The organism is Streptomonospora nanhaiensis (assembly GCF_013410565.1).
Classification (GTDB): Bacteria; Actinomycetota; Actinomycetes; order Streptosporangiales; family Streptosporangiaceae; genus Streptomonospora; species Streptomonospora nanhaiensis.
This window is the reverse complement of sequence record NZ_JACCFO010000001.1, coordinates 3,699,410-3,723,240: the sequence shown is the minus strand read 5'-3', so window position 1 is coordinate 3,723,240 and position 23,831 is coordinate 3,699,410. Positions and strand designations below refer to the sequence as shown.

Annotated in this window: 23 protein-coding genes; 7 read left to right on the top strand and 16 right to left on the bottom strand. The window is 73.9% G+C overall.

From position 1 onward, the window contains the following. Nucleotide 1: 1 nt before the first annotated feature. The 6 genes from HNR12_RS16330 to HNR12_RS16305 form a co-directional block, all read right to left on the bottom strand. Entirely contained in the window at nt 2-1,792 is a 1,791-nt protein-coding gene (locus HNR12_RS16330; RefSeq protein WP_179768292.1) for a S9 family peptidase, read from the bottom strand. 113 nt (nt 1,793-1,905) lie between these two features. Next, nucleotides 1,906-2,424, bottom strand: a complete 519-nt coding sequence (locus HNR12_RS16325) for an NUDIX domain-containing protein (protein WP_179768291.1) — start codon at nt 2,422-2,424, stop codon at nt 1,906-1,908. 284 nt (nt 2,425-2,708) lie between these two features. Beyond that, on the bottom strand, nt 2,709-4,007 hold the full coding sequence (locus HNR12_RS16320; protein ID WP_179768290.1) for a dihydrolipoamide acetyltransferase family protein: 1,299 nt from the start codon (nt 4,005-4,007) through the stop codon (nt 2,709-2,711). A 15-nt stretch (nt 4,008-4,022) separates the two neighbouring features. Continuing rightward, complete coding sequence (locus tag HNR12_RS16315) at nt 4,023-5,021, bottom strand: alpha-ketoacid dehydrogenase subunit beta (protein WP_179768289.1); 999 nt, start codon at nt 5,019-5,021, stop codon at nt 4,023-4,025. 15 nt (nt 5,022-5,036) lie between these two features. Then, nucleotides 5,037-6,143 carry a pyruvate dehydrogenase (acetyl-transferring) E1 component subunit alpha gene (gene pdhA / locus HNR12_RS16310; RefSeq protein ID WP_179768288.1) on the bottom strand — a complete coding sequence of 369 codons (1,107 nt, stop codon included), beginning with the start codon at nt 6,141-6,143 and terminating at the stop codon, nt 5,037-5,039. Between the two features lie 412 nt (nt 6,144-6,555). After that, on the bottom strand, nt 6,556-7,233 hold the full coding sequence (locus HNR12_RS16305; RefSeq protein ID WP_179768287.1) for a GntR family transcriptional regulator: 678 nt from the start codon (nt 7,231-7,233) through the stop codon (nt 6,556-6,558). A 667-nt stretch (nt 7,234-7,900) separates the two neighbouring features. Between HNR12_RS16305 and HNR12_RS16300 the strand changes: the two genes are divergently transcribed. Further along, nucleotides 7,901-8,638 carry a phosphatase PAP2 family protein gene (locus tag HNR12_RS16300; protein ID WP_179768286.1) on the top strand — a complete coding sequence of 246 codons (738 nt, stop codon included), beginning with the start codon at nt 7,901-7,903 and terminating at the stop codon, nt 8,636-8,638. 37 nt (nt 8,639-8,675) lie between these two features. Here HNR12_RS16300 and HNR12_RS16295 read toward each other — a convergent pair whose 3' ends face one another. Together HNR12_RS16295 and HNR12_RS16290 are read right to left on the bottom strand one after the other, a co-directional pair. Continuing rightward, a complete protein-coding gene (locus tag HNR12_RS16295) occupies nt 8,676-9,644 on the bottom strand; it encodes a TIGR03557 family F420-dependent LLM class oxidoreductase (RefSeq protein WP_179768285.1) in 969 nt (322 codons plus the stop codon). A 112-nt stretch (nt 9,645-9,756) separates the two neighbouring features. Beyond that, nucleotides 9,757-10,404, bottom strand: coding sequence for a DUF1349 domain-containing protein (locus HNR12_RS16290; protein ID WP_179768284.1), 648 nt, complete (start codon nt 10,402-10,404; stop codon nt 9,757-9,759). Between the two features lie 218 nt (nt 10,405-10,622). Between HNR12_RS16290 and HNR12_RS16285 the strand changes: the two genes are divergently transcribed. Continuing rightward, a complete protein-coding gene (locus HNR12_RS16285; protein WP_179768283.1) occupies nt 10,623-10,979 on the top strand; it encodes a VOC family protein in 357 nt (118 codons plus the stop codon). Between the two features lie 444 nt (nt 10,980-11,423). After that, nucleotides 11,424-12,857: an endo-1,4-beta-xylanase gene (locus tag HNR12_RS16280; RefSeq protein WP_338119773.1), complete on the top strand. Its 1,434-nt coding sequence runs from the start codon at nt 11,424-11,426 to the stop codon at nt 12,855-12,857. A 146-nt stretch (nt 12,858-13,003) separates the two neighbouring features. Here the strand turns inward: HNR12_RS16280 and HNR12_RS16275 are convergent, their stop codons facing one another. Continuing rightward, entirely contained in the window at nt 13,004-13,930 is a 927-nt protein-coding gene (locus HNR12_RS16275; protein ID WP_179768282.1) for an AEC family transporter, read from the bottom strand. Nucleotides 13,931-14,136: 206 nt separating this feature from the next. Between HNR12_RS16275 and HNR12_RS16270 the strand changes: the two genes are divergently transcribed. Beyond that, nucleotides 14,137-15,087, top strand: a complete 951-nt coding sequence (locus tag HNR12_RS16270) for a DUF389 domain-containing protein (protein WP_179768281.1) — start codon at nt 14,137-14,139, stop codon at nt 15,085-15,087. A 107-nt stretch (nt 15,088-15,194) separates the two neighbouring features. Continuing rightward, entirely contained in the window at nt 15,195-15,425 is a 231-nt protein-coding gene (locus HNR12_RS16265) for a hypothetical protein (protein ID WP_179768280.1), read from the top strand. Between the two features lie 27 nt (nt 15,426-15,452). Here the strand turns inward: HNR12_RS16265 and HNR12_RS16260 are convergent, their stop codons facing one another. Together HNR12_RS16260 and HNR12_RS16255 are read right to left on the bottom strand one after the other, a co-directional pair. Continuing rightward, nucleotides 15,453-15,749 (bottom strand): hypothetical protein, encoded by a 297-nt coding sequence (locus HNR12_RS16260; RefSeq protein ID WP_179768279.1) that lies wholly within the window; start codon nt 15,747-15,749, stop codon nt 15,453-15,455. Nucleotides 15,750-15,840: 91 nt separating this feature from the next. Continuing rightward, on the bottom strand, nt 15,841-16,818 hold the full coding sequence (locus HNR12_RS16255; protein WP_179768278.1) for a DMT family transporter: 978 nt from the start codon (nt 16,816-16,818) through the stop codon (nt 15,841-15,843). Between the two features lie 72 nt (nt 16,819-16,890). On the opposite strand from HNR12_RS16255, the gene HNR12_RS16250 reads away from it, so the two are divergent. Then, nucleotides 16,891-17,793, top strand: a complete 903-nt coding sequence (locus HNR12_RS16250) for a LysR family transcriptional regulator (protein WP_179768277.1) — start codon at nt 16,891-16,893, stop codon at nt 17,791-17,793. Nucleotides 17,794-17,862: 69 nt separating this feature from the next. Continuing rightward, nucleotides 17,863-18,840 (top strand): bile acid:sodium symporter family protein, encoded by a 978-nt coding sequence (locus HNR12_RS16245; RefSeq protein WP_179768276.1) that lies wholly within the window; start codon nt 17,863-17,865, stop codon nt 18,838-18,840. A gap of 16 nt (nt 18,841-18,856) precedes the next feature. Here the strand turns inward: HNR12_RS16245 and HNR12_RS16240 are convergent, their stop codons facing one another. From HNR12_RS16240 to HNR12_RS16220, 5 genes are all read right to left on the bottom strand, one after another. Further along, a complete protein-coding gene (locus tag HNR12_RS16240; RefSeq protein ID WP_179768275.1) occupies nt 18,857-20,212 on the bottom strand; it encodes a cytochrome P450 in 1,356 nt (451 codons plus the stop codon). Between the two features lie 42 nt (nt 20,213-20,254). Beyond that, nucleotides 20,255-20,815: a TetR/AcrR family transcriptional regulator gene (locus tag HNR12_RS16235; RefSeq protein ID WP_179768274.1), complete on the bottom strand. Its 561-nt coding sequence runs from the start codon at nt 20,813-20,815 to the stop codon at nt 20,255-20,257. Between the two features lie 104 nt (nt 20,816-20,919). After that, a complete protein-coding gene (locus HNR12_RS16230) occupies nt 20,920-21,750 on the bottom strand; it encodes a TIGR03619 family F420-dependent LLM class oxidoreductase (protein WP_179768273.1) in 831 nt (276 codons plus the stop codon). Next, nucleotides 21,747-22,448, bottom strand: coding sequence for an alpha/beta fold hydrolase (locus HNR12_RS16225; RefSeq protein WP_179768272.1), 702 nt, complete (start codon nt 22,446-22,448; stop codon nt 21,747-21,749). The genes HNR12_RS16230 and HNR12_RS16225 overlap by 4 nt, the downstream gene beginning before the upstream one ends. A gap of 85 nt (nt 22,449-22,533) precedes the next feature. Continuing rightward, complete coding sequence (locus tag HNR12_RS16220) at nt 22,534-23,829, bottom strand: glycoside hydrolase family 6 protein (protein WP_179768271.1); 1,296 nt, start codon at nt 23,827-23,829, stop codon at nt 22,534-22,536. Between the last annotated feature and the right edge of the window lie 2 nt (nt 23,830-23,831).

Sequence of the window (23,831 nt, the reverse complement as noted above, 5' to 3'; positions counted from 1 at the left end):
GCTACGACGCTCCCGCTGCCGCGCCCTCCCCTGCGGTGACTCTCAGCGCGAAGTCGAGTTCGGCGGCCATCTGGCGGATGCGCTCGTCGACCACGAAGGATCCGTGGCCCGCGTCGAATCGGTACACCTCGTGCTCCTTGCCGAGTGCCGCCAGCCGGTCGAGGTAGGTGTCGACCTGGCGGATCGGGCAGCGGGGATCGTTCTCGCCGGCCAGGACCAGCACCGGTGCGCGCAGCGCCGCCGCGTAGGTGATGGGGGAGGAGCGGCGGTAGCGGTCGGGGACCTGGTCGGGCGCGCCGCCGAACAGGGCGCGGTCGAACGAGCGCAGCGCCTCCATCTCGTCGGCGTAGGCGGTGGCGTAGTCGGCGATGGGCACCGCGGCGATCCCGGCGCTCCAGTCGTGGGGGTGGCGGCCCAGCGCGAGCAGCGCGAGGTAGCCGCCCCAGGAGCCGCCCTCGACGACGAGGCGGTCGGGGTCGGCCAGGCCGGTGGTGACGGCCCAGTCGCGGACGGCCGTGACGTCCTCCAGTTCGGTGAGGCCCACCCGGCCCTCCAGGGCGTCGCGCCAGGCGGCGCCGTAGCCGGTGGAGCCGCGGTAGTTGACCCGCACCACCGCGAAGCCGTGGTCGACCCAGGCCGCCACGGCGGGGTCGAAGGAGTCGCGGTCCTGCACCTGGGGGCCGCCGTGCAGGCAGAACACCGTGGGATAGGGGGCCGTGCCGGTCGCGGGCCGCGAGACGAGGGCGTGCACCGTGCCGCCCGGGCCCTCGACGAAGGCGTCCTCGGCGGGCACCGAGGGCGGCGCCTGCGGGCCGTCGGCGCGCAGGACGACCGAGCCCGAGGTGTCGCGCACGACCGGCGGGTGGGCCGCGCTCGACCACGCGTACTCCACCGTGCCGTCGGGCCGCTCGGCGGCGGCTGAGACCACGCCCTCGGGGACGTCCAGCCGGGTCAGGGACTCGGTGCCGAGGTCGTAGCGGTACAGCGCGGTGCGGCCCCGCGCCTCCTCGGTGACCAGCAGCGCGCCCGCGGGGGTCCAGTCGGCCCAGACCTCGCCGGCCAGGCCGAGGCGGATCTCGCGCTCGTCGCCGGTGAGGGGGTCCCACAGAAGGGGTTCGCGGCGGCCGTGCCGCTCGTGCAGGACCAGCAGGCACGTGCCCGCGGGCGCGAACCCCACCGGGGTGAGGTCGCGGCCGGGGCCGTCCCACAGGTCGGCGACGGTGTCGCCCGCGCCCGGGGCGGTGCCGGGCGCGCGCAGCACCCGGACCGCCATGTGCCTGCTGTCGCCGTGCTCGCTGTGCGCCAGCGCGATCAGCGAGCCGTCGCGGGAGAGCCCGCAGACCCAGCCCTCCTCGCGGTGGGCGTAGACGGTCTCGGCCGCGCCGCCCGCCCACCCGGCGTGGGCGCTGAACCCGTGGTCGGTGGAGCGGCCCACCACCGCCGACCCGCTGGCGCCCAGGGCCAGCCCGCCCATGAAGGACGGCTCCAGCCCGGGGAACGCGCGTTCGTCGGGGCCGCCGGTGAACGGCCGGCGCCGCCACACGCCGAACTCGTCGCCGCCGGAGTCGTCGAACCACCACACCCACGCTCCCGTGGGATCGATCGCGCCGGTCTCGGTGCCGTGGTGGCGCTTGGTCACCTGCCGCCGCTCGCCGCTCGCGCGGTCCCAGGCGTACAGCTCCCAGGTACCGCTGACGTCGCTGCGGAACAGGGAGTGGTCCGGGGCCTCCCGGGCCCACGAGGGGAGACCGACCCTGCCCGCGCGAAACCGTTCCTGCCAACGCTCGCCCATGATCTCCAGTAAAGCAGCGGAGTTCCCGGTCAGGGGCGTGAATCGACGAGTCGACAAGGCGACGCGCGGGATCGGACGCGGATCGGTCGCGGCCGCGGCGCGGCGGACCGCGTTCAGCGCGCCAGCACGGCGTCCAGCGGCGTCATCGTCACCCCGTCGGCGGCCAGCAGCCGGCGGATCAGGTCGGGGTCGTAGTCGGCCGCCCCGGCGTCGTTGAGGATGACCATATCCGTGGGATGGGGCAGGACCTCGCGCCAGTGCACCTGCGCGACCTCGGCCACCTCGGCGAGGTCGGTGCAGAACCCCGGCGCCACCGGGCACGGCCGCAGGGCGCGGTAGACGTGCGTGCGGATCCAGTAGGGCCCGGACTCCGGGGAGACCCCGCGCACGTCGTAGACCCCGGTGGGCACCAGCGCGCCCGCCCGCACCCCGGCCTCCTCGGCGGCCTCCCGCCGGGCCGCCTGCTCGGCGCTCTCCTCGGCCTCCACGCACCCGCCCGGCAGCAGCCAGTGGCCGGCGAACACCCCGCGCTGCCGCAGAACGAAGGTGAGCGTCCCCGCGGGACCGGGGACGATCGCCACCGCACCCCGGAGCGGCTCGGCCCCGGCGGTGTGGGTGAATGCGGGAGTCATCAGCGGTGCCTCCTTGGTTCGGCGGGGGCGTCCGCACCGGACATCACGGACAACGGCGGAGGGGCCGCCGAGGCCGGTGCGGTAGCACGCGGACGAACAGCGTCGCGCATCCGCCGCGCCAACGCCACCGACCAGCGAATACGGCGGTTCCGGTCACCCGGGGCCCAGCCCGGCGAACGGTTTCACGTGGAACCATGCGCCCATGCCGCCGCGCACCGTCCCCAACGCGCGGCGGCGCCCGGCCCCCGGGTGGGGGCGGGCGCCGCCGGGTGGTGCGGGTGGGGCTAGAGGATGATGCGCATCGGGTTCTCCAGGACCTCGGCGAGGTCCTTCAGGAACGCCGCGCCGACCGCGCCGTCGACGGCGCGGTGGTCGACCGACAGCTCCAGCGCGATGGTGTTGCGCGCGACGATCTCGCCGTCGCGCACCACGGCCTGCTGGCGCATGGCGCCCACGGCCAGGATCGCCGCCTCGGGCGGGTTGATGACCGCCGAGAAGCTGTCCATGCCGAACATGCCGAGGTTGCTCACGCTGAACGTGCCGCCGCTCATCTCCTGCGGCTTCAGCTTGCCGTCGCGCGCCTTGCCCGCGAGTTCGCGGGTGCGCGTGGCGATCTCCGACAGCGGGGTCTTGTCGGCGTCGTGCAGCACCGGTACCAGCAGGCCGGCGTCCACGGCCACCGCCACGCCGACGTTGATCCGGCCGTGCTGGAGCAGCTTGTCGTCGACCCAGGAGGTGTTGACCTCGGGGTGAGCGCGCAGCGTGGTGGCCGCGGCCTTGACGATCAGGTCGTTGAAGCTGACCTTGACGCCCGTGCTCTCCAACTGCTCGTTGATCTGGGCGCGGAACGCCTTGAGCGCCTCGGCGTCGATCGTGCGGCGCAGGTAGAAGTGCGGCACCTCCTGCTTGCTCTGGGTGAGGCGGCGCGCGATCACCTTGCGCACGTTGCTCACCGGCAGCTCGGTGGAGTCGCGGCCGTCGTCGAACGCCTCCTGCCCGCGCGCGGCGGGCGCGGCCGGGGCCTGGGCGGGGGCCTCCTGGCGGGCGGGGGCGGCCCCGTCCCGGCGCTGCTTGGCGGCGGCCTCGATGTCGGCGCGGACCACGCGGCCCTTGGGGCCCGAGCCGGTGATGGTCTCGATGTCCAGGCCGTACTCGCGCGCCAGCCGGCGGGCCAGCGGGGAGCTGCGGGGGCGGGTGCCCTGCTGGGCGTCGCCCTGGGCGGGCTCGGCGGGCGCGGGACCGGCGGGCTGGGGGGACTCCTCGCCGGCCGGCGGAGCCTGCTCGGCCTCCTCGGCCTGCTCCGCCTGCTCGGCGGTGCCCCCGCCCGACTCCTCGGGAGCGGCGTCGGGGCTGTCGCCGATGTAGCCGATGACCGCGCCGATGGGTACGGTGTCGCCCTCGGAGACGGCCTGTTTCACCAGGTAGCCGTCCTCATAGGCCTCGTACTCCATGACGGCCTTGTCGGTCTCGATCTCGACCAGGACGTCGCCCGAGGCCACCTTGTCGCCGACGTTCTTGACCCAGGAGCTGATGACGCCTTCCTCCATGGTGTCGGAGAGGCGCGGCATGTAGATCTCACTCATCGTGTGCTTCTCCCCTTACCCGACCCGCTTGCCCACGGCGCTCAGGGTCTCCTTGATGGCGGTGGTGACCGACTCGGTCGACGGCAGCGCGGCGTTCTCCAGCGGCTTGGCGTAGGGCAGCGGCACCTCGGCCATGGCCACCCGGCGCACGGGCGCGTCGAGGTAGTCGAAGGCGCCCTCCTGGATGGAGGCCGCGATCTCGGCGCCGATGCCGTAGGTCAGCCAGTCGTCCTCGGCGACCACGGCGCAGCCGGTCTTCTTCACGGAGTCGACGATGGTCTGCCGGTCCAGCGGGCGCAGGCTGCGCAGGTCCACGACCTCGACGCTGATGTCCTCCTTGGCCAGCGCCTCGGCCACCTGGGTGCCCAGCGCGGCCATGCGGGAGTAGCCGATCAGGGTGATGTCGCTGCCCTCGCGGGTGACGGCGGCCCGGCCGATCTCGGCGACGGACTCGTCGTCGTCGGGGACCTCGCCCTTGGTGTTGTACAGCCCGAGGTTCTCCAGCAGCAGGACGGGGTCGTCGTCGCGGATGGCGGCGCGCAGCATCGAGGCGGCCTCGGCCGGGGTGCTGGGCGCCAGGACCTTCAGGCCGGGCACGAAGGCGTAGAACAGCTCGATGTTCTGGGAGTGCGTGGCACCGAGCTGCTGGCCGCCGCCGCCGGGGGTGCGGATGACCATCGGCACGCTGTTCTGCCCGCCGAACATGCCGTAGATCTTGGCGGCGTGGTTGATGATCTGGTCGATGGCGATGAGGGAGAAGTTGATCGTCATCAGCTCGACGACGGGGCGCAGCCCCAGCATCGCGGCGCCGACCGCGGCGCCCACGAAGCCCTCCTCGGCGATGGGGGTGTCGCGCACCCGGCGCTCGCCGAACTCGTTCAGCAGCCCTTCGGTGATCTTGTAGGACCCCTCGAAGACGCCGATCTCCTCGCCGAGCAGGATGACGTTCTCGTCGCGGTGCATCTCGGCGCGCAGGGTGTCGCGCAGGGCCTGGCGATAGGTGATCACAGACATGTACCCGCTCCTTGTCTACTCGGCGAACACCGGGTCGGCGGGCATGCGGCGCGACTCGTTCGCCACGGGGGTGGCGTAGGTGTAGTCGAACAGCGTCGACACCTCGGGGTGGGGGCTGTTCTCGGCGAAGTCCGCGGCGTCGGCGACCTCCGCGCGGACGGACTCGGCGATCTCCTGCTTCCTGTCCTCGGTGAGGATCCCGGCCTGCTCCAGTTCGTGCTCGAACGCCAGCACCGGGTCGTTGGCGCGGGCCTCCTCGACCTGCTCCTGGGTGCGGTACTTGGCGGGGTCGACCACGGAGTGGCCCTTGAGCCGGTAGCTCGTGGCCTCCAGCAGGTAGGGGCGCTGCTCGGCGCGCGCCTTCTCGACCAGGCGGGTGGCGGCCTCGTGCACCGCCAGGACGTCGCGGCCGTCGACGCGCTCGCCCTCGATGCGGAACGCCGAGCCGCGCTTGTAGAGGTCGGGCTCGGCCGAGGAGCGCTCGACGGTGGTGCCCATGCCGGTGAAGTTGTTGATCACCACGTAGACGATGGGCAGGTTCCACAGCGCCGCGATGTTCAGCGACTCGTGCCAGGCGCCGATGTTGGTGGTGCCGTCGCCCATCTGGCACATGACGACCTCGTCGCCGCCGCGGTAGGACACCGCCAGCGCGGCGCCGGTGGCCAGCGGCAGCTGCCCGCCGACGATCCCGTAGCCGCCCAGCATGCGGGTCTTGGTGTCGAACATGTGCATGGAACCGCCCCAGCCCTTGGACACGCCGGTGGAGCGGCCGTACAGCTCGGCCATCACCTCGCGGGCGCTCATGCCCTTGCCGATGGCGTACCCGTGGTCGCGGTAGTTCGTGAACAGGTAGTCGCGCTCCTGCAGCGCGTTCATCAGCCCGACGACCGTGGCCTCCTCACCGAGGTTGAGGTGGCAGTAGCCGCCGATGCGGGCCTGGGTGTAGGCCTGGCCGGTCCGCTCCTCGAACCGGCGGATGAGCAGCATCTGCCGGTAGTAGCCGAGGAGCACGTCCGGCTGCTGGTCGGCGAAGCGCGAGGAGGTGTCGTCCTTCCGGCTCCGCCGGCGGCCCCCCGTGCTCCCGGCGGTGCCGCCGCCCTTCGCCTTGGCCGTGTCAGCCATGCTGGTGCCTTTCTACGTGCCGAGGTGGCCCGTGCCGTGCCGGTAGGCGCGGGGGCCTGCTGCCCGGGGTGCGTCGGCCGACGCCGACCCGGACGGGTGCGCCGCCGCCGGGCTCAATCGGCGGGCGCGCGAGTGGCTGTATGCGGTTGTCGCGCTCGCTCGCCCTGCGAGTGATGCTGCCCAGCCGGGGCCGGGCATCACGTCCGGGGCGGTTCGCGTTGCTCTCTCGACGCACGTATGGTGTGATGTGCGTCGCGCACACTCTACGTACTGATCGATGATCGATCAATACGACTTTAGGGGAGGTCCCGGGCGAAACGGGCCGGGGGTGGCCCTCCGTTGACACCGGTCCCGGCGGCCCGCGACACGGGCGCCATCCGGACGCGATCCGGACGCGACCGGCGGCCGGCGCTCAGCCCGTTCGGTCGTAGGACTGCAGCGCGGCCTCGACGTAGTTGAGCACGTGGGCCCGCACCATGGCGCCCACGGCGGGGTCGCGGCGGCGGAACGCGTCGGTGATCTGCGCGTGGTCGGCGGCCTTGGCGTGCAGCTCCATGTTCAGCCAGCGCACCGACAGCCGGGTCCACACCTCCACCCCCAGCGACTCCCATGTGTGCGACAGCACACTGTTCTCGGCCGCCCGCACGATCTCGCGGTGGAACTCCACGCTGTGCTTGATCTGGCCCTCGACGTCGCCGTCGGCGGTGGCCCGGCGCAGCGCCTCGACCTCGCGCTCCAGCGGGCGGGGGTCGGCGGCCAGGCGGGGCGCGGCGAGTTCGGCCGCCACCAGCTCCAGCCCGGCCCGCACCGGGTAGATCTCGGCCATGTCGGCGACCCCGAAGTCGCGCACCCGCGCGCCCTTGTTGGGCACCGACTCGATGAGGCGCAGGGTCTCCAGTTCGCGCAGCGCCTCGCGCACCGGCGCCTGGCTGACGTTGAACTCGGTCGCGACCCGGCGTTCGACGATACGCTCTCCGGGCTGCCAGCGGCCCGACAGCAGGCCGTCGACGAGCATACGGCGGATCTGCTCCCGCAGCGGGTTGCGGGCCAGGCGGGAGGGATCATCCGGCCACTCGGGCAGGTCGACCATCGACGGCCTTTCCGGTCGGGGCTAATCGCGCGCGGCGCGTGGGCGGCACGGCGGTCTCAGCCGTGTCCATTACGAAGAGTGCCATACCGCAACACGGCCGCCGGACACGGTCGAGCTTGGCTAACGGAACGCCCACCGGCGGGCGGCGTGGGGATGAACAGTGGCCGCAAGGACACTGACGGAACGGAAAATCCGCAGGTGAGGCGGGTTCTCCCGGGTGGGTGGCAGTGCCACGTCGGGTGACGGGACGCTATGCTCTGCTGTCGGAAATGTTCCACAAATACTCGGTAGCGTGGAGGGGTGCGTCCCGCCCCGGCGGCAAGGCCGACCGGACGGCGGTGCCGACCGCCTGTCCCCGGAGTGGACTCCCGCGGGTTCGGCCACCCGCCGCGGGGGCACTCACCTGTCCGTGTCCCCGATCGTTGACCACCTCTACCGACGTCCCGACCCCAGCGGCGAGCCCGTCCCCCCCAACGCACAACAGTGCCGCAGGCCAGCCCACGATGCGTGAGACAGCACTGAGCACATGATGCAGACACTGCGGATCCGGTCGACCCCGCCGCTATGGGCAGGGATTCCGATACCCGTCCTCCGGTCCCGGCGCGCGCTGGACGCCGCGCACCGGGACGCCGTCGAGCGCGCGTCCGGCCGCCGTCCGCGGTCGCCCATGGTGAGCTGGCCCAGTGTGAGCGAGATCGCATGGGGGCTGGCCTCGGACAAGACGGCGATCGTCATGGCCGTGGCACTGATCATCATGACGGTGCTCTCGGCCGGCCCGCTCCACCCTATCGACAACTTCATCAACAACGCACCTCGACCGTACTGGGACCAGATCCGCGAATTCCTGATCTACTGGCCCGACACGGTCGCCTCCCGGTTCGTGGCGCTGCCGGTCCTGGGTGTCACCGCGCTCCAGCTCGCCTACTGGCACCGCTCCTGGCGGCCGATCATCCTCAGCGCGGTCGGCGTGTTCAGCATGCTGTCCCTGGTGGCGTCGATGAAGCTGCTGTTCGCCCGCAGCCACCCGCGCACCGAGGACCCCGCGTTCTTCGCCGACAGCGGGGTGTCCTTCCCCTCCGGGCACGGCGCCAACGCCATCCTCATCTACGGCCTGGTGCTGTTTTTGATCGTCCGCTACCAGGCCGCGCGGCCGCACATCGTGCGCCGCCTGGGCTACTGCATCGTGGGCATCGCCGTGCTGCAGGCCGTGGTGTCGGTCTACCTGCGCTTCCACTGGTTCACCGACCTGCTGACCGGCATGGTCGCCGGCGGCCTCATCCTGGCGCTGACCATCCGGCTGGACCAGATGATCCCGCAGGGCCGCACCTTCACCTGGTGGCCGTGGTACGGCCGCAACCCGTGGAACGGCGCCGACCGCGCGCCGGAGGCCGCCGGGCGCGACTGAGGCGCCGGCCCGCGCCCGGCGCGCGGGGCGGCCCGCCTCACCGCGCCGGGGCGATGGCGCGCAGGCGCTCGTTCAGCTCCTTCTCGAGGAAGTCGAAGAACCCGTCCGGGTCGGGGCCGGCGTTGACCAGCGCGAGCCGGTCGAACCCGGCGTCGGCGAACTGCTGGACCGCCGCCGCGTGGCGCTCGGGGTCGGGGCCGTAGCCGAACGAGGAGCGCAGGTCCTCGGGGCGCACGAACGCGGTGGCGGCCTCGAAGTTGACCACGTTGGGCAGTTCGGCCTGCACCTTCCAGCCGGTCACGCCGAACCGGAACATCCGGTGTGCCGATTCCAGGGCGGTGTCGTCGTCGGGCGCCCACGACAGCGGGACCTCGGCGTAGCGGGGACCCCTCCCGCCCGCCTCGGTGTAGGCCCGCACCAGTTCGGGCTTGGGCTCGGTGGCGAAGACGGCGTCGCCCAGGTCGGCGGCGATCCGGGCCGAGGACGGCCCGCTGATGGCCACCGCGATCTGCGGCGGGACCTCGGGCAGGTCGAAGACCTGGGCGTCCACGAGTCGCAGGTGGCGCCCCTCGTAGGAGTGGTAGCCGCCCTGCCACAGCAGCCGGATGATCTCCAGCGCCTCGCGCAGCATCTCGTGGCGCTCGCGCGCGGCCGGCCACGGCCGCCCCACCACGTGCTCGTTGAGCTGCTCGCCCGCGCCCACGCCCAGGATGAACCGGCCCTCGGAGAGCAGCGCGGTGGTGGCGGCGGCCTGGGCCACGATGGCGGGGTGGTAGCGGATGAACGGGCAGGTCACGCCCGTGGCGAGTCCGATGCGCTCGGTGCGCGCGGCGATCGCCGCCAGGATCGACCAGGCGAACCCGGAGTGCCCGTGGTCGTTGAGCCAGGGGTGGTAGTGGTCGCTGATCTCGACGAAGTCGAACCCGGCGGCCTCGGCGCGTTCGGCCTGGCGCACCATCTCCTGCGGGGAGTACCCCTCAGCGAACAGCTTGTAGCCGATCAACATGGTTCCTCCACCCGGGGCGGCGGCGGACCTCGGGCCGGCCGCGGCGGCGTGCGCGCGGCGGCCGGGCCGAGGCGCCCGCGGACCGGTGTCGTTGTCCCTGTCGCGGGGGCCGCTACCCGGGCCGTTCGGGCGCTATGCGGGCGGAGGCGGGCGGCAAGCCGCCGTCGCGGATGTCGGCGAGGCGGGTGGGCGAGTAGGAGATCTCGGAGAAGCGCGCCGTGCAGCCGGGGCCCGTGGGGCTCTGCGCCGAGAAGCCCGCCTCGGCCTCGCCGGCCAGCGCGAAGTAGCGCACCAGGTCCCAGGGGCCCTGGCCCACGCGGAGATGGAAGGCGTAGGCGGGGCCCAGGCGGCTGACGCGCAGGCGCACGGAGTCGGAGCCGGGGTCGACGGTCACCGAGTTGCAGTCGTCGGAGACCCCGCGGGTCACCACCGACACCACGGTGGGCCGGCCCTGCGGCGACAGCTCCAGGCAGAACTTGGCCCAGGCGTCGGGGCCGGCGTAGACCAGCAGCACCGCCGCGTCGTAGGCGGCGGCGAGGTCGGCGTGCACGCGGGCGCTGAGGGTGAAGTCGCCCTCGACGGGCCCCACGAGCGCGGGCGCGTTGGCGAACCGGGCGCTGCCGTCGGGGTCGGTGAACAGGTCGGTGGACCCGGCGGCGCCGAGGACGAGGGAGTCGTCGCCGACGGCCTGGACGTGGACGGGCGCGTTCAGGGTGCGCAGCGGCGCGGGGAAGGCGGGCAGGTCGATGGCGTCGGCCACGGCGGCTCCTCGGCGGACGGGGGAGCGGCTGGGAGCGCTCCCGGCCCCCGGACGCTAACGGACGCACCCGCCAAGGGCAACGACCTGTCCGCAACCGGCCGGTCGCGCAGCGCGTCCGGCCCGGGCGCGCGGAGAGGTGTGGCGGCGCCGCCCGCTGGGCAGCATGGCGGCCAGTGGCGGTGACCGGCACCGCCCGCACGAGAGGGGATGAGCGCGCGATGGTCGGACGCCTGGCGGCGGTGGTACTCGACGCGGCGGACATCGGGACGTTGGCCCGCTTCTACTCCGAACTCCTCGGCCTGCCGATCCTCAGCGAGGAGGACGACTGGATCGACATCGGCGAGCCGGGCGGCGGCACCCGGGTGAGCTTCCAGTACGCCCCCGACCACGTGCCGCCGCAGTGGCCCGACCCCGCCCACCCCCAGCAGCTCCACCTCGACGTCCGGGTCGACGACATCGAGGAGGCCGAGCGGCGGACCCTGGCGCTGGGCGCCAAGCACGTGCACAGCGACACCGCGTTCCGGGTCTACACCGACCCCGCCGGCCACCCCTTCTGCCTGGTCCACGGCGAGTAGGCGCACCGCGTCCGCGGGTACCGCGGGGGCGCCCTCCGGTGGGGCGGTGCCCCCGCTGTGCGTATCGGACTTCTTTTTCCCGACGTTTTGGTGTTCCGGAACCACCGATAGGCATTCGAAACGCGTTCGAAACTATCGAACTTCCATGCCGTGCGGCTCTCCCGCCGGGCTGGAGCGGTCGGTGCGCACGCCCTGTTCTCCGTTAAGGGTCGGCGATTTCCCGGATTTTCGGTTCGACGTATACCCGCCCTTCCGCTCCGATAGTTTCGAATTCCGTGATCACCAAGCGTGAAATGCCTGGTGCCGGTCTCACGTACGAAAACCGAGCCGTTCGTCCGTAATTTCTTCTTCACGAGCCGCTGCGCCCGGTGTTACGTTCATCACGCTCATGAGCGGGGAGCGCTCCCACTTCACTTTCCGCCGACCGCACCCGGAGGTGCAGCAGTGAGAGCAGAACGACGCGGGAGGCGCGGCACCGCGCCCCGTCCCGGCGGCCGCCTGGCCCGGCGGCTGCTGGGAGCGGCGCTCGCGGCCGTCGCCGGCGCCGCGGTGCTGGCCCCCGCACCGGCCGCCAACGCCGACTCCCCGCTCCGCGTCCACGCGGCCGAGCAGGGCTTCGAGATCGGCGCCGCCCTGGCCGTCAACCACCTGAACAACGACAGCCAGTACCGCGCCATCGCGGCCCGCGAGTTCAACGCCGCCACGCCCGAGAACGAGATGAAGTGGGACACCACCGAGCCCTCGCGCGGCAACTTCCAGTTCGGCCAGGCCGACCAGTTCATGGACTTCGCCCAGGCCAACAACATGAAGGTGCGCGGGCACACCCTGGTGTGGCACAGCCAGCTGCCGTCGTGGGTGTCCGACCGGAGCTGGAGCCAGGCCGAGCTGCGCACTGTCATGAACGACCACATCGACGCGGTCGCCGGGCGCTACCGCGGCGAGATCGCCTACTGGGACGTCGCCAACGAGATCTTCCTTGAGGACGGGTCGTGGCGGCCGTCGGTGTTCTACAACACCCTCGGGGCGGGCTTCGTGGCCGACGCGCTGCGCATGACCGCCGAGGCCGACCCCAACGCCGAGCTGTGGCTCAACGACTACAACATCGAGGGCATCAACGCCAAGAGCAACGCCTACTACGAGCTGGCCCAGGACCTGCTGGCCCAGGGCGTGCCGCTCGACGGCATCGGCATCCAGGGCCACCTCATCAACGGCCAGCTGCCCAGCGGCATCCAGCAGAACATCCAGCGCTTCGCCGACCTCGGCCTGAAGGTGGCCATCACCGAGCTGGACGTGCGCATCCAGATGCCGGCCGACCAGAGCGAGCTGCAGCAGCAGGCACGCGACTACACCACGGTCATGAACGCCTGCCTGGCGGTCGACGGCTGCGTGGCCGTGACCGTGTGGGGCGTCTCCGACCAGTACTCCTGGGTGCCCGACGTCTTCCAGGGCTACGGCGCGCCGCTGCTGTACAACAGCAGCTACCAGGCCAAACCCGCCTACGACGCCGTGCACACCGCCCTGGGCGGCGACGGCGGCGGACCCACCGACCCGCCGCCGGGCCCCTGCGCCGTCACCTACAACGTGGCCAACCAGTGGAACTCCGGGTTCACGGCGTCGGTGTCCTTCACCAACAACGGCACCTCGCCGCTGAACGCCTGGGAGCTGGAGTTCGACTTCCCCAACGGCCAGCGGGTGACCAGCGGGTGGTCGGGCCAGTGGACGCAGTCGGGCTCCACCGTCACGGTCTCCAACGCGGCCTGGAACGGCACGGTCGCGGCGGGCGGCACGGTCAGCCTGGGCTTCAACGGCTCCCACACCGGCACCAACAACGAGCCGACGTCCTTCTCCCTCAACGGCCAGGAGTGCTCCGTCTCCTGACCCGCCCCGCCGCGCCCGCCGAGGCGGCGCGGCCCGCCGGTCCGGCCGACCGGCATCCCCCAGCTCGGCCGGCCCGGCGTCCGGCGCCCCCCTCCCCGTACCGGCGGAGGGGGCGCCCCCGTGCGGGGCCCGCCCACCGCCCGGCCTCAGCCCAGCAGGAAGGCGATCCCCACCAGGACCGGCAGTGTGAGCAGGGTCGACAGCAGCACGATCTCGCGCGTCATGGTCTCGGCGGCGCCGTAGCGCAGCGAGTAGGTGTACATGTTCTGCGCGGTGGGCAGCGCGGCGAGCACCACCACGGCGAACAGCTCGGCGCCCGACAGGCCGAACGCGAAGACGCCCACGGCCCAGGCCGCCGCCGGCTGCACCAGGCACTTGAGCAGCACGGCCAGGCCCACCGCGGCCTTCTCCGGGCCGCGGAACGGCAGCGGGCTGCCGTGCAGCGAGATACCGAAGGCCAGCAGCACGGCGGGCACCGAGATCGAGCCGACCAGTTCGAACGGCTCCATGAACGGCTCGGGCGGGCTCCACCCGCTCGCGGCGACCGCGACGCCCGCCAGGCAGCCGATCACCACGGGGTTGCGCAGCGGGGTGGTGAGGATGCGCAGCGGGCCGGTGCGGCCGCCCGGCTCGCTGCGGTTGACGTCGAGCACCGTCAAGCCGATCGGCCCGAGCACCAGCAGCTGGAACAGCAGGACGGGCGCCACCAGCGACGCGTCGCCCAGCACGTAGGCCGAGATGGGGATTCCCAGGTTGCCGGCGTTGACGTAGGAGGCGCACAGCGCGCCCATGGTGGTGCGGGCCACGCCCCAGCGGCGCAGCAGGCCGACGGCGACGAACAGCGCGGCCACCACCAGCATGCTCAGCGCGCTGACCAGCAGCGGCGCCGAAACCAGGACCGACAGGTCGGCGGTGGAGAGGATGTCGAAGAGCAGCGCGGGCGTGGCGACGTAGAAGGACAGCCGGCTGAGCACCTCGCGGCCGTTGCGGCCGAGCACGTCCAGGCGGCCCAGGATGTAGCCGACGGCGACGATGCTCGCGATCACCCCGAAACCGACGATGACCCCGGACAAGGGGCGGCCCTCCAGATATCCGGCCAAAGAACGCGTTGAGGCTAGCCGTGATCGCGCCGCCGTGCCACGGCGCACGTCACACCCGGTGCTCCCGGCGCTCCGCCCGGAGGTGGCCGACTCGGGACGGGGGCGCCGCGACCGGCCGAAAGCACCGCCGTTCCGGCTCTAGGGTGGTATCCCACAAACCACACGGAAAGGCGCGGGAGTTGCTGCACCTGAGGGTGATCACGCCGCGGGACCGCACGGACGACGTCCTCGCCGTGCTGGAGCGGCAGGTCGGAGTCGCCCACGTCGTGGTGTTCCGCGACGCGGCGGTGCGGCCCCGGGGCGACTCGGTCGAGGCCGACCTCGCCCGCGAGTGCGTCGACTCCGTGCTCAGCGACCTGGCCGACCTGGAGATCGACCGGCGGGGCGCCATCACCCTGGAGGCGCTGGAGACCACCCTGTCGGACTCCGCCGACGTCGCGCGCGCCAAGGCGCCCGGCCACGGCGACGAGGCCGTGGTGTGGGACGAGCTGATCTCCCGGGCCGACGACGAATCCCACCTCAACTGGGTCTACCTGACGTTCCTCACGCTGGGCCTGATGATCTCCGCCGTCGGCGTGGTCACCAACTCCCCGGTGACCGTGGTCGGCGCCATGGCCGTGGCGCCCGACTTCGGTCCGCTGGCCGCCTTCGGGGTCGGGATCGTGGGGCGGCGCTGGGACCTCGTGCGCCAGTCCACGGTCACCACGGCCGTCGGGTTCACGCTGGCCATGGCGATCACGGCGGTGTTCGTGCTGCTGCTGGAGCTGTCGGGGCTGGTGTCGTTCTCGCCGCCGGGGTTCGCCGACGGCAGCCAGGTCGACTTCATCTACGACGTCGGACCGTTCTCGCTGATCGTGGCGCTGCTGGCGGGCGCGGCGGGCATGCTCAGCCTGGTGTCGGCGAAGTCGGCGGCGCTGGTGGGCGTGTTCATCTCGGTCACCACGGTGCCGGCGGCCGCCTACGCCGTGGTCGCGGTGACGCTCGCGGAGTGGCAGCGGGCGGTGGAGTCGCTGGAGCAGCTGGTGATCAACCTCGTCGGCATCATGGTCGCGGCGACGCTCGTGCTGGCCGTGCGCACCGGTCGCGACCGCCGCAAGGGCGCGCCGGGCCGGTCGCTGAGCAGCAGGTGACCAGCCGGAACGCAGCCCGTGGCCGGTCACGGGGCATGTTCGGCGGCGAGTGGGGAAGCGGTGGCGCTACGAAGTGACGCGCAAGCGACCGTTCGGAAGGTGTGATCATGGCCGATACCCCGAGCAGCCCGCTGAAGGACAAGAACTACAACCTGGTGTGGGCCGTCCACCAGTCGCTGGAGAACGTGTGGCGGCTGGAGACCTTCATCCAGGACGCCGAGCGCGAGGGCGACCAGGAGCTCGCCGACTGGCTGCGCCGCATCCAGGAGAACAACAAGAAGGCGGGCGAGCAGGGCAAGAGGATGCTGGTGGAGCGCCTGCAGCGCGAGAACGGCTGAGGCGCTTCGAATCCGCCGCGCGACCCGTCAGCGGTGGTGCGGCACGAACAGCAGCCCGGCGTCGGCCCGCTCGACCTCGCCGCCGTAGCCGTACCGGCGCACCCCCTCGCGGGTGCCGGTGCGGCGGTAGCGGTGCAGGGCGGGCTGCGCCGACGCCAGCCGCAGGACGCGGTCGGCCGGGTGCTCGCCGGGCACCGTGTCGGGCTCGTCGGAGCGCTCGATGACGACGACGGCGTCGGGCGCCTCGTCCACGCGGTAGGTCCGCGCGTCGAGCGGTCCGCCCTCGAAGGCGACCAGGACCCCGCCGGATCGGATCTGCTTCACGCAAGCATGGTCCCGCCCCGCGGGCGCGCGCGCCAGTGCGCCCCGGCCCGCGCCCGCCCCCGCGTTCCGCGCCGCGGGGGCGGGACGCGGATCAGCCGCCGACCGGGGCCGGCCGCCGCGGCCGGTACTGGGCCAGCGCCGCCCCCGCGATGATGATCAGGGCGCCCACGGGCTCGTTCCACGCGAGGTCCTCGCCCAGCAGCAGCACCCCCAGCCCGATCGCCACCACCGGCGCCAGGTAGGTGACCGTGGTGGCGACGGTGGCGCCGGCCTCGCGGATGACCGCGTACTGCAGCACGTAGGCGAACCCGGTGCCCAGCGCCCCCAGGACCGCGACGGCGGCCACAACCGGCAGCGGCAGGGCGGCGGGGGCGTCGGTGAACAGCGCGGCGGCGATCCCGATCTGCACGGTGCCCGTGATCAGCTGCGCGGTGGACAGCTCCAGCGGGCTGTGCCCGGTACCCGACAGGAAGCGGCGCAGGTAGGGGGTGCCGATCCCGTAGCAGACGGCGGCGCCCACGGCCAGCAGCATGCCGACCGGGCCGGCCCCCGCCAGGCCCGTCCACACGCCGAAGACGACCAGCACGCCGAGGAAGCCGAGCCCCAGCCCGGCCAGGCGGGCGCGGGTGGGCCGCTCGTCGGAGAGCAGCAGCAGGGAGAACAGAAGCGCGAAGAGCGGGGTGGCGGCGTTGCAGATACCCGACAGGGCCGAGGGGATGAGCTGCCCGGCGTAGCCGAAGAGGGTGAACGGCACCACGTTGAGCAGGAACGCGGTGACCGACAGGTGGAACCAGGTGCGCGCCCCGCGCGGCAGGCGGCCGCGGCGCACCAGCAGCACGGCGGCCAGCGGCAGCAGGCCGGTGACCATGCGGCCCAGCGTGATGTGGACGGGCACCAGCACCTGCGCGGCGATGCCGATGAACATGAAGCTGGAACCCCAGACCAGGGCCAGGAGCAGGAACTTCAGCCGCCAGTCGACGGCGCGGCGCGGGCGCGGGGCCGCCGCGGACGCCGGGGCCGCCGGTGCGGTGGGCACGGGCGGTCGGCTGTCGGAGGGGAGGGCGCTCATGGAACAGGCATATCGCCCACCTCGGTCTTAGGTCCACTTCATTCTGCTTAACCTGTGGATTAGTATCGCTTCATGCTGAGTGTCGAGCGGATGCGGGTCCTGCACGCCATCGCCGTGAACGGCTCCCTCAACGCCGCCGCCGAGTCCCTGCACGTCACCAACTCCGCCGTCTCCCAGCAGCTCGCCAAACTGGAGCGCGAGGTCGGCCAGGCCCTGGTCGAGCGCAACGGCCGCGGGGTGCGGCTCACCGACGCCGCCCACATCCTGGTCGAGCACACCGGCCAGATCCTCTCGCTGGTGCAGCGGGCCGAGGCCGCGCTTGAGGAGCACCGCAGCGAGGTCATCGGCACGGTGCGCATCGCCGCCTTCGCCACCGGCGCGCGCGGCCTGGTCGTCCCGGCCATCGGGCTGCTCGCCCACAGCCACCCCCGGCTGCGCGTGGAGCTGAACGAGACCGAGCCCTTCAACGCCGTCACCGCCGTCTCCCGCGGCGAGTGCGACCTCGGCCTGGAGGTCGACTGGGAGGGCGCCCCGGTCAAGCTGCCCACCACGATGGTCAAGGCGCCGATCATGGTCGACGTCGCCGACATCGCGCTGCCGGTCGACCACCCGCTGGCCCACCGCGAGATCCTCGACCTCGACGAGGTCCTCAACGAGCCCTGGATCAGCTGGCGCGGCGGCTCCATCTGCGACGACTGGCTGCACGGCATGCTGCGGGCGCGCGGCGCCGAACCCGTGATCGCCCACACCGTCGAGGAGCACCAGACCAAGCTCACCATGATCGCCGCGGGGCTGGGCGCGGCCGTCATGCCCCGGCTGGGCCTGGGCCCGGTGCCCGAGGGCGTGCGGCTGGTGCCGGTGCAGCCCGCGCTGACCCGGCAGGTGTTCGCCTTCTGGCACCAGGACTCCGCCCGCCGGCCCGCCCTCACCGCCGTGCTGCGGGCCCTGCGCGACGCCTCGGCCGACCCCGCCTGACATGCCCCGACCCCCGGCGGGGCCGCCCCGGTGCGTCGGGCTCGGCCGCCACCTGCTGGAATGGAGCGCATGGCTTTCCTGGTCACCCTCGCGGGGTTCGTGGGCCGCTGGTTCGGAGTGCTGGTCCTGGCCAGCGCGGTCGTGGGGCTGCTCGCGGCCGACCAGACCGCGCAGCTGGTCACCTGGGTCAACCCGCTGCTGGGCGTCATCATGTTCGGGATGGGCCTGACCCTGCGTCCGGCCGACTTCAAGATCGTGGCCACCCGGCCGCAGGCCGCCCTGGTCGGGGTGCTCGCCCAGTTCGTGGTGATGCCGCTGACCGGGTGGGGGCTGGCCATGGCGCTGCAGCTGCCGCCCGAGCTGGTGGTGGGCATGGTGCTGGTGGGCTCGGCGCCTGGCGGCACCGCCTCCAACGTCATCGTCTACCTGGCGCGCGGCGACGTCGCGCTGTCGGTGGCCATGACCTCGGTCTCCACCCTGCTCGCCCCGCTGCTGACACCGCTGCTGGTGCTGCTGCTGGCCGGCTCGACCCTGCCGGTGGACGCCGCCGGGCTGCTGACGTCGATCCTCCAGGTGGTGCTGGTGCCGGTGGTCCTCGGCCTGGTGGTGCGCCTGCTGTTCGCCCGGCTGGTCGAGCGCGTGCTGCCGCTGCTGCCGCTGGTGTCGGTCGGCGGCATCGTCGTGGTGGTCGCGGCGGTGGTGGGCGCCAACGCCGACGCCCTGCTGAGCACGGGCGCGCTGGTGGTGCTGGCGGTGGTGCTGCACAACGCCGCCGGCCTGACCCTGGGCTACCTCGCGGCCTGGGCCGTCCGCCTCCCGGAGTCGGCCCGCCGCGCGATCAGCGTCGAGGTCGGCATGCAGAACTCCGGCCTCGCCGCCGCCCTGGCCACCACCCACTTCACCCCGCTGGCCGCCCTGCCCGCCGCCCTGTTCTCGGTCTGGCACAACATCGCCGGAGCCCTCGTGGCAGGCGTCTGGTCCCGCCGCCCCACCGACCCCGCCCCGCCCAACCCCCCCGAATCCGCGGAGAAGCCCACCGCGTCCTGACCCCGGCGGCGCCGCCTCACCCGGGGCGGACCGAGGTGACGCGGACGGGGAGGCCGCCGGCGGGGCGCATGGTGGTCAGGCCGCGGGGGCGGACCTCGCGGGTCTCGGGGGTGAGGGTGGCCCGGGCGACGACGCGCATGGTCGTGACGACGAGTTCGGTCGTGGCCATCGCCGAGCCGACGCAGCGGTGGGCGCCGCCGCCGAAGGGGCAGAAGTGCTCGGGCGCCGGGCGGAAGCCCTCGGCCCAGCGGTCGGGGGCGAAGCGCAGCGGGTCGGGCCACGCCTCGGGGAGGCGGTGGGTGACGTAGGGGCTGTAGACCACGGTCGCCCCCTCTGGAACGCGGTGGCCGGCGAAGGTGAACGGGGCGGCCGTGTGCCGGGCGCTGATGGCGGCCGGCGGGTGCAGGCGCAGCGCCTCGTTGACCGCGCCCGCGATGTAGGGCACGCGGCCCAGGGACTCCGCCGTGGGCGGGCCGGCCCGCTCCGCCTCGGCGCGGGCGCGCCGCCACGCGCCCTCGGTGGTCAGCAGGCGGTGGAGGGTCCAGGCCAGCGCGGCGCTGGTGGTCTCGTAGCCGGCGGCGATGAGGGTCATGGCCTGGTCGCGGATCTCGGCGTCGGAGAGGCCGGCGCCGTCCGCGGAGCGGGCGCGCACCAGGTCGGCGAGGATGTGCCCGCCGCGCGCCCCGCCCCCGTCGCCGTCCCCCTCCCCGTCACCGGGCGCGACCGCGTGCGGGTCCGTGCCGCCGCGGGCCTCGCCGCGCAGCCGCGCGATCTCGGCGTAGAGCCGTTCGTCGGCCGCGCGCCGGGCCGCCATGGCGCGCCGCCAGGCCGGGGTGCGCAGCACCCGGTGGGCGCGCAGCGCCTGGGGCATGCGGTCGATGACGTCGAGCATGGGCTGCAGGCGGTCGCCGAGGAAGTCGGCGTCGGCCGCCAGGCGCGGGCCGAACAGGGCGCGCACGGTGCCGCGGCGGATCGCGGCGCGGAACACCTGGTAGGCGTCGATCCGGTCGCCGGGGCGCCAGGCGTCGATGGCGGCGTCAGCGCTCTCGGCCATGGTCCGCACGTACCCCTCGACCCGCCGGTGGTGCAGCGCGGGCCGGACCAGGGCACGGCGGCGCCGGTGGTCGGCGCCCTCGCTGACGATGAGCGAGGTGGGGCCGTCGACCGGCACCAGCGCCTCAAACGCCTCGCGCGTGCGAAACAGCGCGGTGTTGGCGAAGACGAACCGGTTGGCCTCGGGGCCCAGCAGGTAGACGTAGCCGTGCCGCCCCGCGCCCAGCGTGAACACCGGGCCGTGCCGGCGGTACAGCGTGAGCAGTCCGTCGTAGCCGTGCCGCGCCAACTCCGCGATCGCCGCGCCCTGCCGGAGCATGGCCGCCTCCTCCGCTCGCTACAGCTGTAGTCGAGCAGCATGCTACACCTGTAGCGATCGGACGGCCGCGCCGACCGCCCTGCGCAGCCACGCCCGGTCGGCCGGTGCGAACGGCCGGGCCAGGGCGTCGTAGAGCAGTCCGTCGAGCTGGGCCAGCAGCAGCCGCGCCGCGCCGCGCGGGTCGGCGACCCCGGCGGCGGCCAGGCCAGACGCGGCGCGGTCGAGGAACCGGGCGTTGGCCGCGGCGAGGGGTTCGCGCAGGCCGGGGCGGCGGGCCGCGTCGAGGTACAGCTCCAGCCGGGCGCGGGTGCGCGCCCGCCCGGGGCCCAGGGAGTACTCCAGGAAGCCGGTGAGCGCGTCGGCGACGGCGGCGGCGTCGCCCGGCGGGAACTCCAGCCCGGCCAGCGCCGCCTCGTCCAGTTCCACCACCCGGTCCAGCACCGCCCGCAGCAGCGCCAGGCGGGTGCGGAAGCAGCTGCTGGCGCTGCCCTCGGGCAGCCCGGCGCGGGCGTCCACGGCGCGGTGCGTCAGCCCGCGCAGCCCCTCGTCCGCGATCACCTCGACGGCCGCGTCGGCCACTCGCACCCTGCGCGCAATCACCATGGGATCCACCTTGCCAGCCGGCCGGCGGCCCGCAGGCCGCCCGGCCGCCCGGAGGCGTCGGCCGGGCGGGGGCCGGCGGACGCGCGCGGAGGGGTGCGCCGGGCTCAGCGGCCGACGGCCCGGACCAGGGCCGCCATGCGGTCGGCGTAGCCGTCGGGGGAGCCGAACCAGACGGAGACGTGGTCGGCGCCCGCCGCGCCGAGGGCCGCGATCTCCTCGGCCGCGTCGCGGGGATCGCGGCCGGCGGGCAGGGACAGGCGGGCGCCCGTCTCGATCGGGCGGCCGGCGGCGCGCTCGCGGAGCGCGGCCGCCAGCGCGCCGAAGCGCTCGGCCGTGATGCCCGGAACGGCCTGCCAGACGTCGCCGTGGCGGGCCGCCCGGCGCAGCGCGGCGGCCGAGATCCCGCCCACCAGCAGCGGTACCGGAGCGGTGGGCGCCGGTGCGAACACCCCCGTCTCGAACCCGAAGCGCGGCCCCTCGAACGGGCCCCGCCCCACCGTGTGCAGGTGCCGGATCAGCGCCAGCGCCTCGTCGGTGCGCCCGCCGCGGTCGGCGAAGTCCACGCCCAGCGCGGTGAACTCGGCCTCCTCCCAGCCGGCGCCCACGCCCAGCACCAGGCGGCCCGGCGCCAGGCGCTCCAGCGTCGCCGCCTGCTTGGCCAGCAGGAACGGGTCGCGCAGCGGCAGGATCAGCACCGAGGTCCCCAGCCGCACCGAGCGCGTGGCCCCGGCTATGGCGGTCAGCAGCACCAGGGGCTCGAACACCCCGCCGTAGGTGTCGCTGTACCCGGCCGGCGGCAGGGGGTGGTCGGGCAGCCAGACCGCCCCGTAGCCCAGGTCCTCGGCGCGCCGGGCGAGGTCCACCACGGTGCGCGGGTCGAGGTCGGCGTGCTCGGCGGGCAGCACCGCGTACAGCGCGGGGCCTGCGGCGCTCATGCCGCCTCCCCCGGGTGCTCGGCGAGGAAGCCGGCGACCAGCCGCGCCCACTCGCGCGGGGCGTCCTCCCAGATCAGGTGGCCCGAGGCGAGGTCGGCGCGGCGGGCGTGGGGGATGCCTTCGGCGAGCACGGCCGAGTGGGAGGGGGCCACCAGGTCGTCCTGGGTGGTCGCGATCACCAGTGTGGGCACCGCGACGCGCGGCAGGTCCGCGCGGGTGTCCACGCGCAGGCACAGGTCGACGTGGTCGGCGGTGCCGGGAGGGTCGGCGGCCGGGCCGGCGGCCCGCGCCTCGGCGTGCCAGGCGGAGAGCAGCGCGCGGAAGCCGGGCTCGGCGCGGGCGAACCCGGCCGCGAGCACGAGCGCCGTGACCCGCTCGGGGTGGCGCACGGCGGCGCGCACCGCGACCGCGCTGCCCAGCGAGTAGCCGTGCAGCGCGAACCGCTCCGCCCCGGCCCGCACGGCCGAGTCGACGAGGCGGTCGGCCAGGTCGTCCAGTTCCAGCGGCGCGGCCGAGCGGGGGGTGGCCCCGGCCCCGGGGTAGTCGGGCCCGATGACGGTGTGGCGGCGCGCCCACTCGGCCATGGCCGCGCCGTAGTTGGCCTGGATGCCGCCGCCCGCGCCGTGCGCGAGCAGCAGGGCGGGCCCGCTGCCGAGCACGGTGGTCGCCAGGGCGGCGGACTGCGATGTCGTGGTCATGGCGCGACGCTAAAGCCGTACACCGGTGTGAAGGTCAAGCCCCGCGCGGGGGCGGGGCGGGGGCCCGCCCCGCCCCGCCGCGCGGTCAGCGGGCCGCGCAGGTGACGGCGGGTTCGCCGGCGGCGCTGCCGGTGCCGGTGAACCCGAACTCGGCGGTCTCGCCGGCGTCGAGGCCGCCGTTGTATCCGGCGTCGGTCACCACGACCCGGGAGCCGCCGCCCTCGGCCGTGCCGTTCCAGACCTGGTTGACGCGCTGGTCCCCGGGGAACTCCAGGGTGACCGCCCAGCCGTCGAGGTCGGTGCCGGCGGTGACGGTGACCGCGGCCTGGAACCCGCCGGACCACTGGTTGGTGACCCGGTAATCGGCGGTGCAGTCGCCCTCGGGCTGGGGGTCGGGATCGGGGTCCGGATCGGAACCCGGGTCCTCGGGCGGCGCGGCCATCGCGAGGTCGTAGGCCCGCTGCGGCACGAACTGCCCGGCGCCCGCGATGCACCCGTCGGCCTCGCCCGGCAGCTTGACCCACAGGAACGCGTCGATCCGGGAGTTGCCGGTCTCGGTGGTGCTCGGCGTGCCGATGGCGCGTCCGGCCGGGTCGCACCACTCCGACCCGGCGGGGCCATTGCCGTTGCGGCTGGTGTCGACCACCGCGCGCAGACCGCTGTGGCCGGTGGCGGCGATCACCTGCTCGGCGTAGCGCACCTCGTCGGCGGTCCAGTTGTAGTTGGACACGTTGGTCGAGATCCCGTGCGCGCTGTCGGCGATGTCCGCGCCGTTGAGCCGCGCGGCGATCGTTCCGGGGGAGTGCCAGCCGGAGTGCCCGGCGTCGAAGTACACCCGCGCCTGGTCGGAGCCCGCCATCAGCGCCTTGCCCGCGTAGGCCATCGACGCCATGACCTCGTTCTGCGCCGCCTGGTCCATGCAGTTGCTCATCAGGGACAGCACGTCGGGCTCCAGGACGACGGTCGCCGGGCGGCCCTCAAGGCCGGCGGCGACCTCGTCGACCCAGTCGCGGTAGGCGGCGTGGCTGGGCGCGCCGCCGCCGCTGTGGTTGCTGCAGTCGCGGTTGGGGATGTTGTAGACGACGAGGATGGGGATCTTGCCCGCGGCCTCGGCGGCGCCGACCAGGGCGTCCACCTCGCCGCGCACCTCGCCGGGGTTGTACTGGGTGAACCAGGTGCCCTGCGGGACGTCGGCGATGCGGTTGGCGATCACGTCGGCGCGCGGGTCGTTGGGGTTGTCGCGGACCCACCGGGCGGCCGCGGTGTCGGGGTTGACGTAGAACGCCGACTCCGCGGCCGACGCGGGGGCGGGTGCCGCCGCCAGCGCGGCGGCGGCCAGGATTCCGGCGCTCAGCAGGGAGCGCAGCGGTCTGCGGGACATGC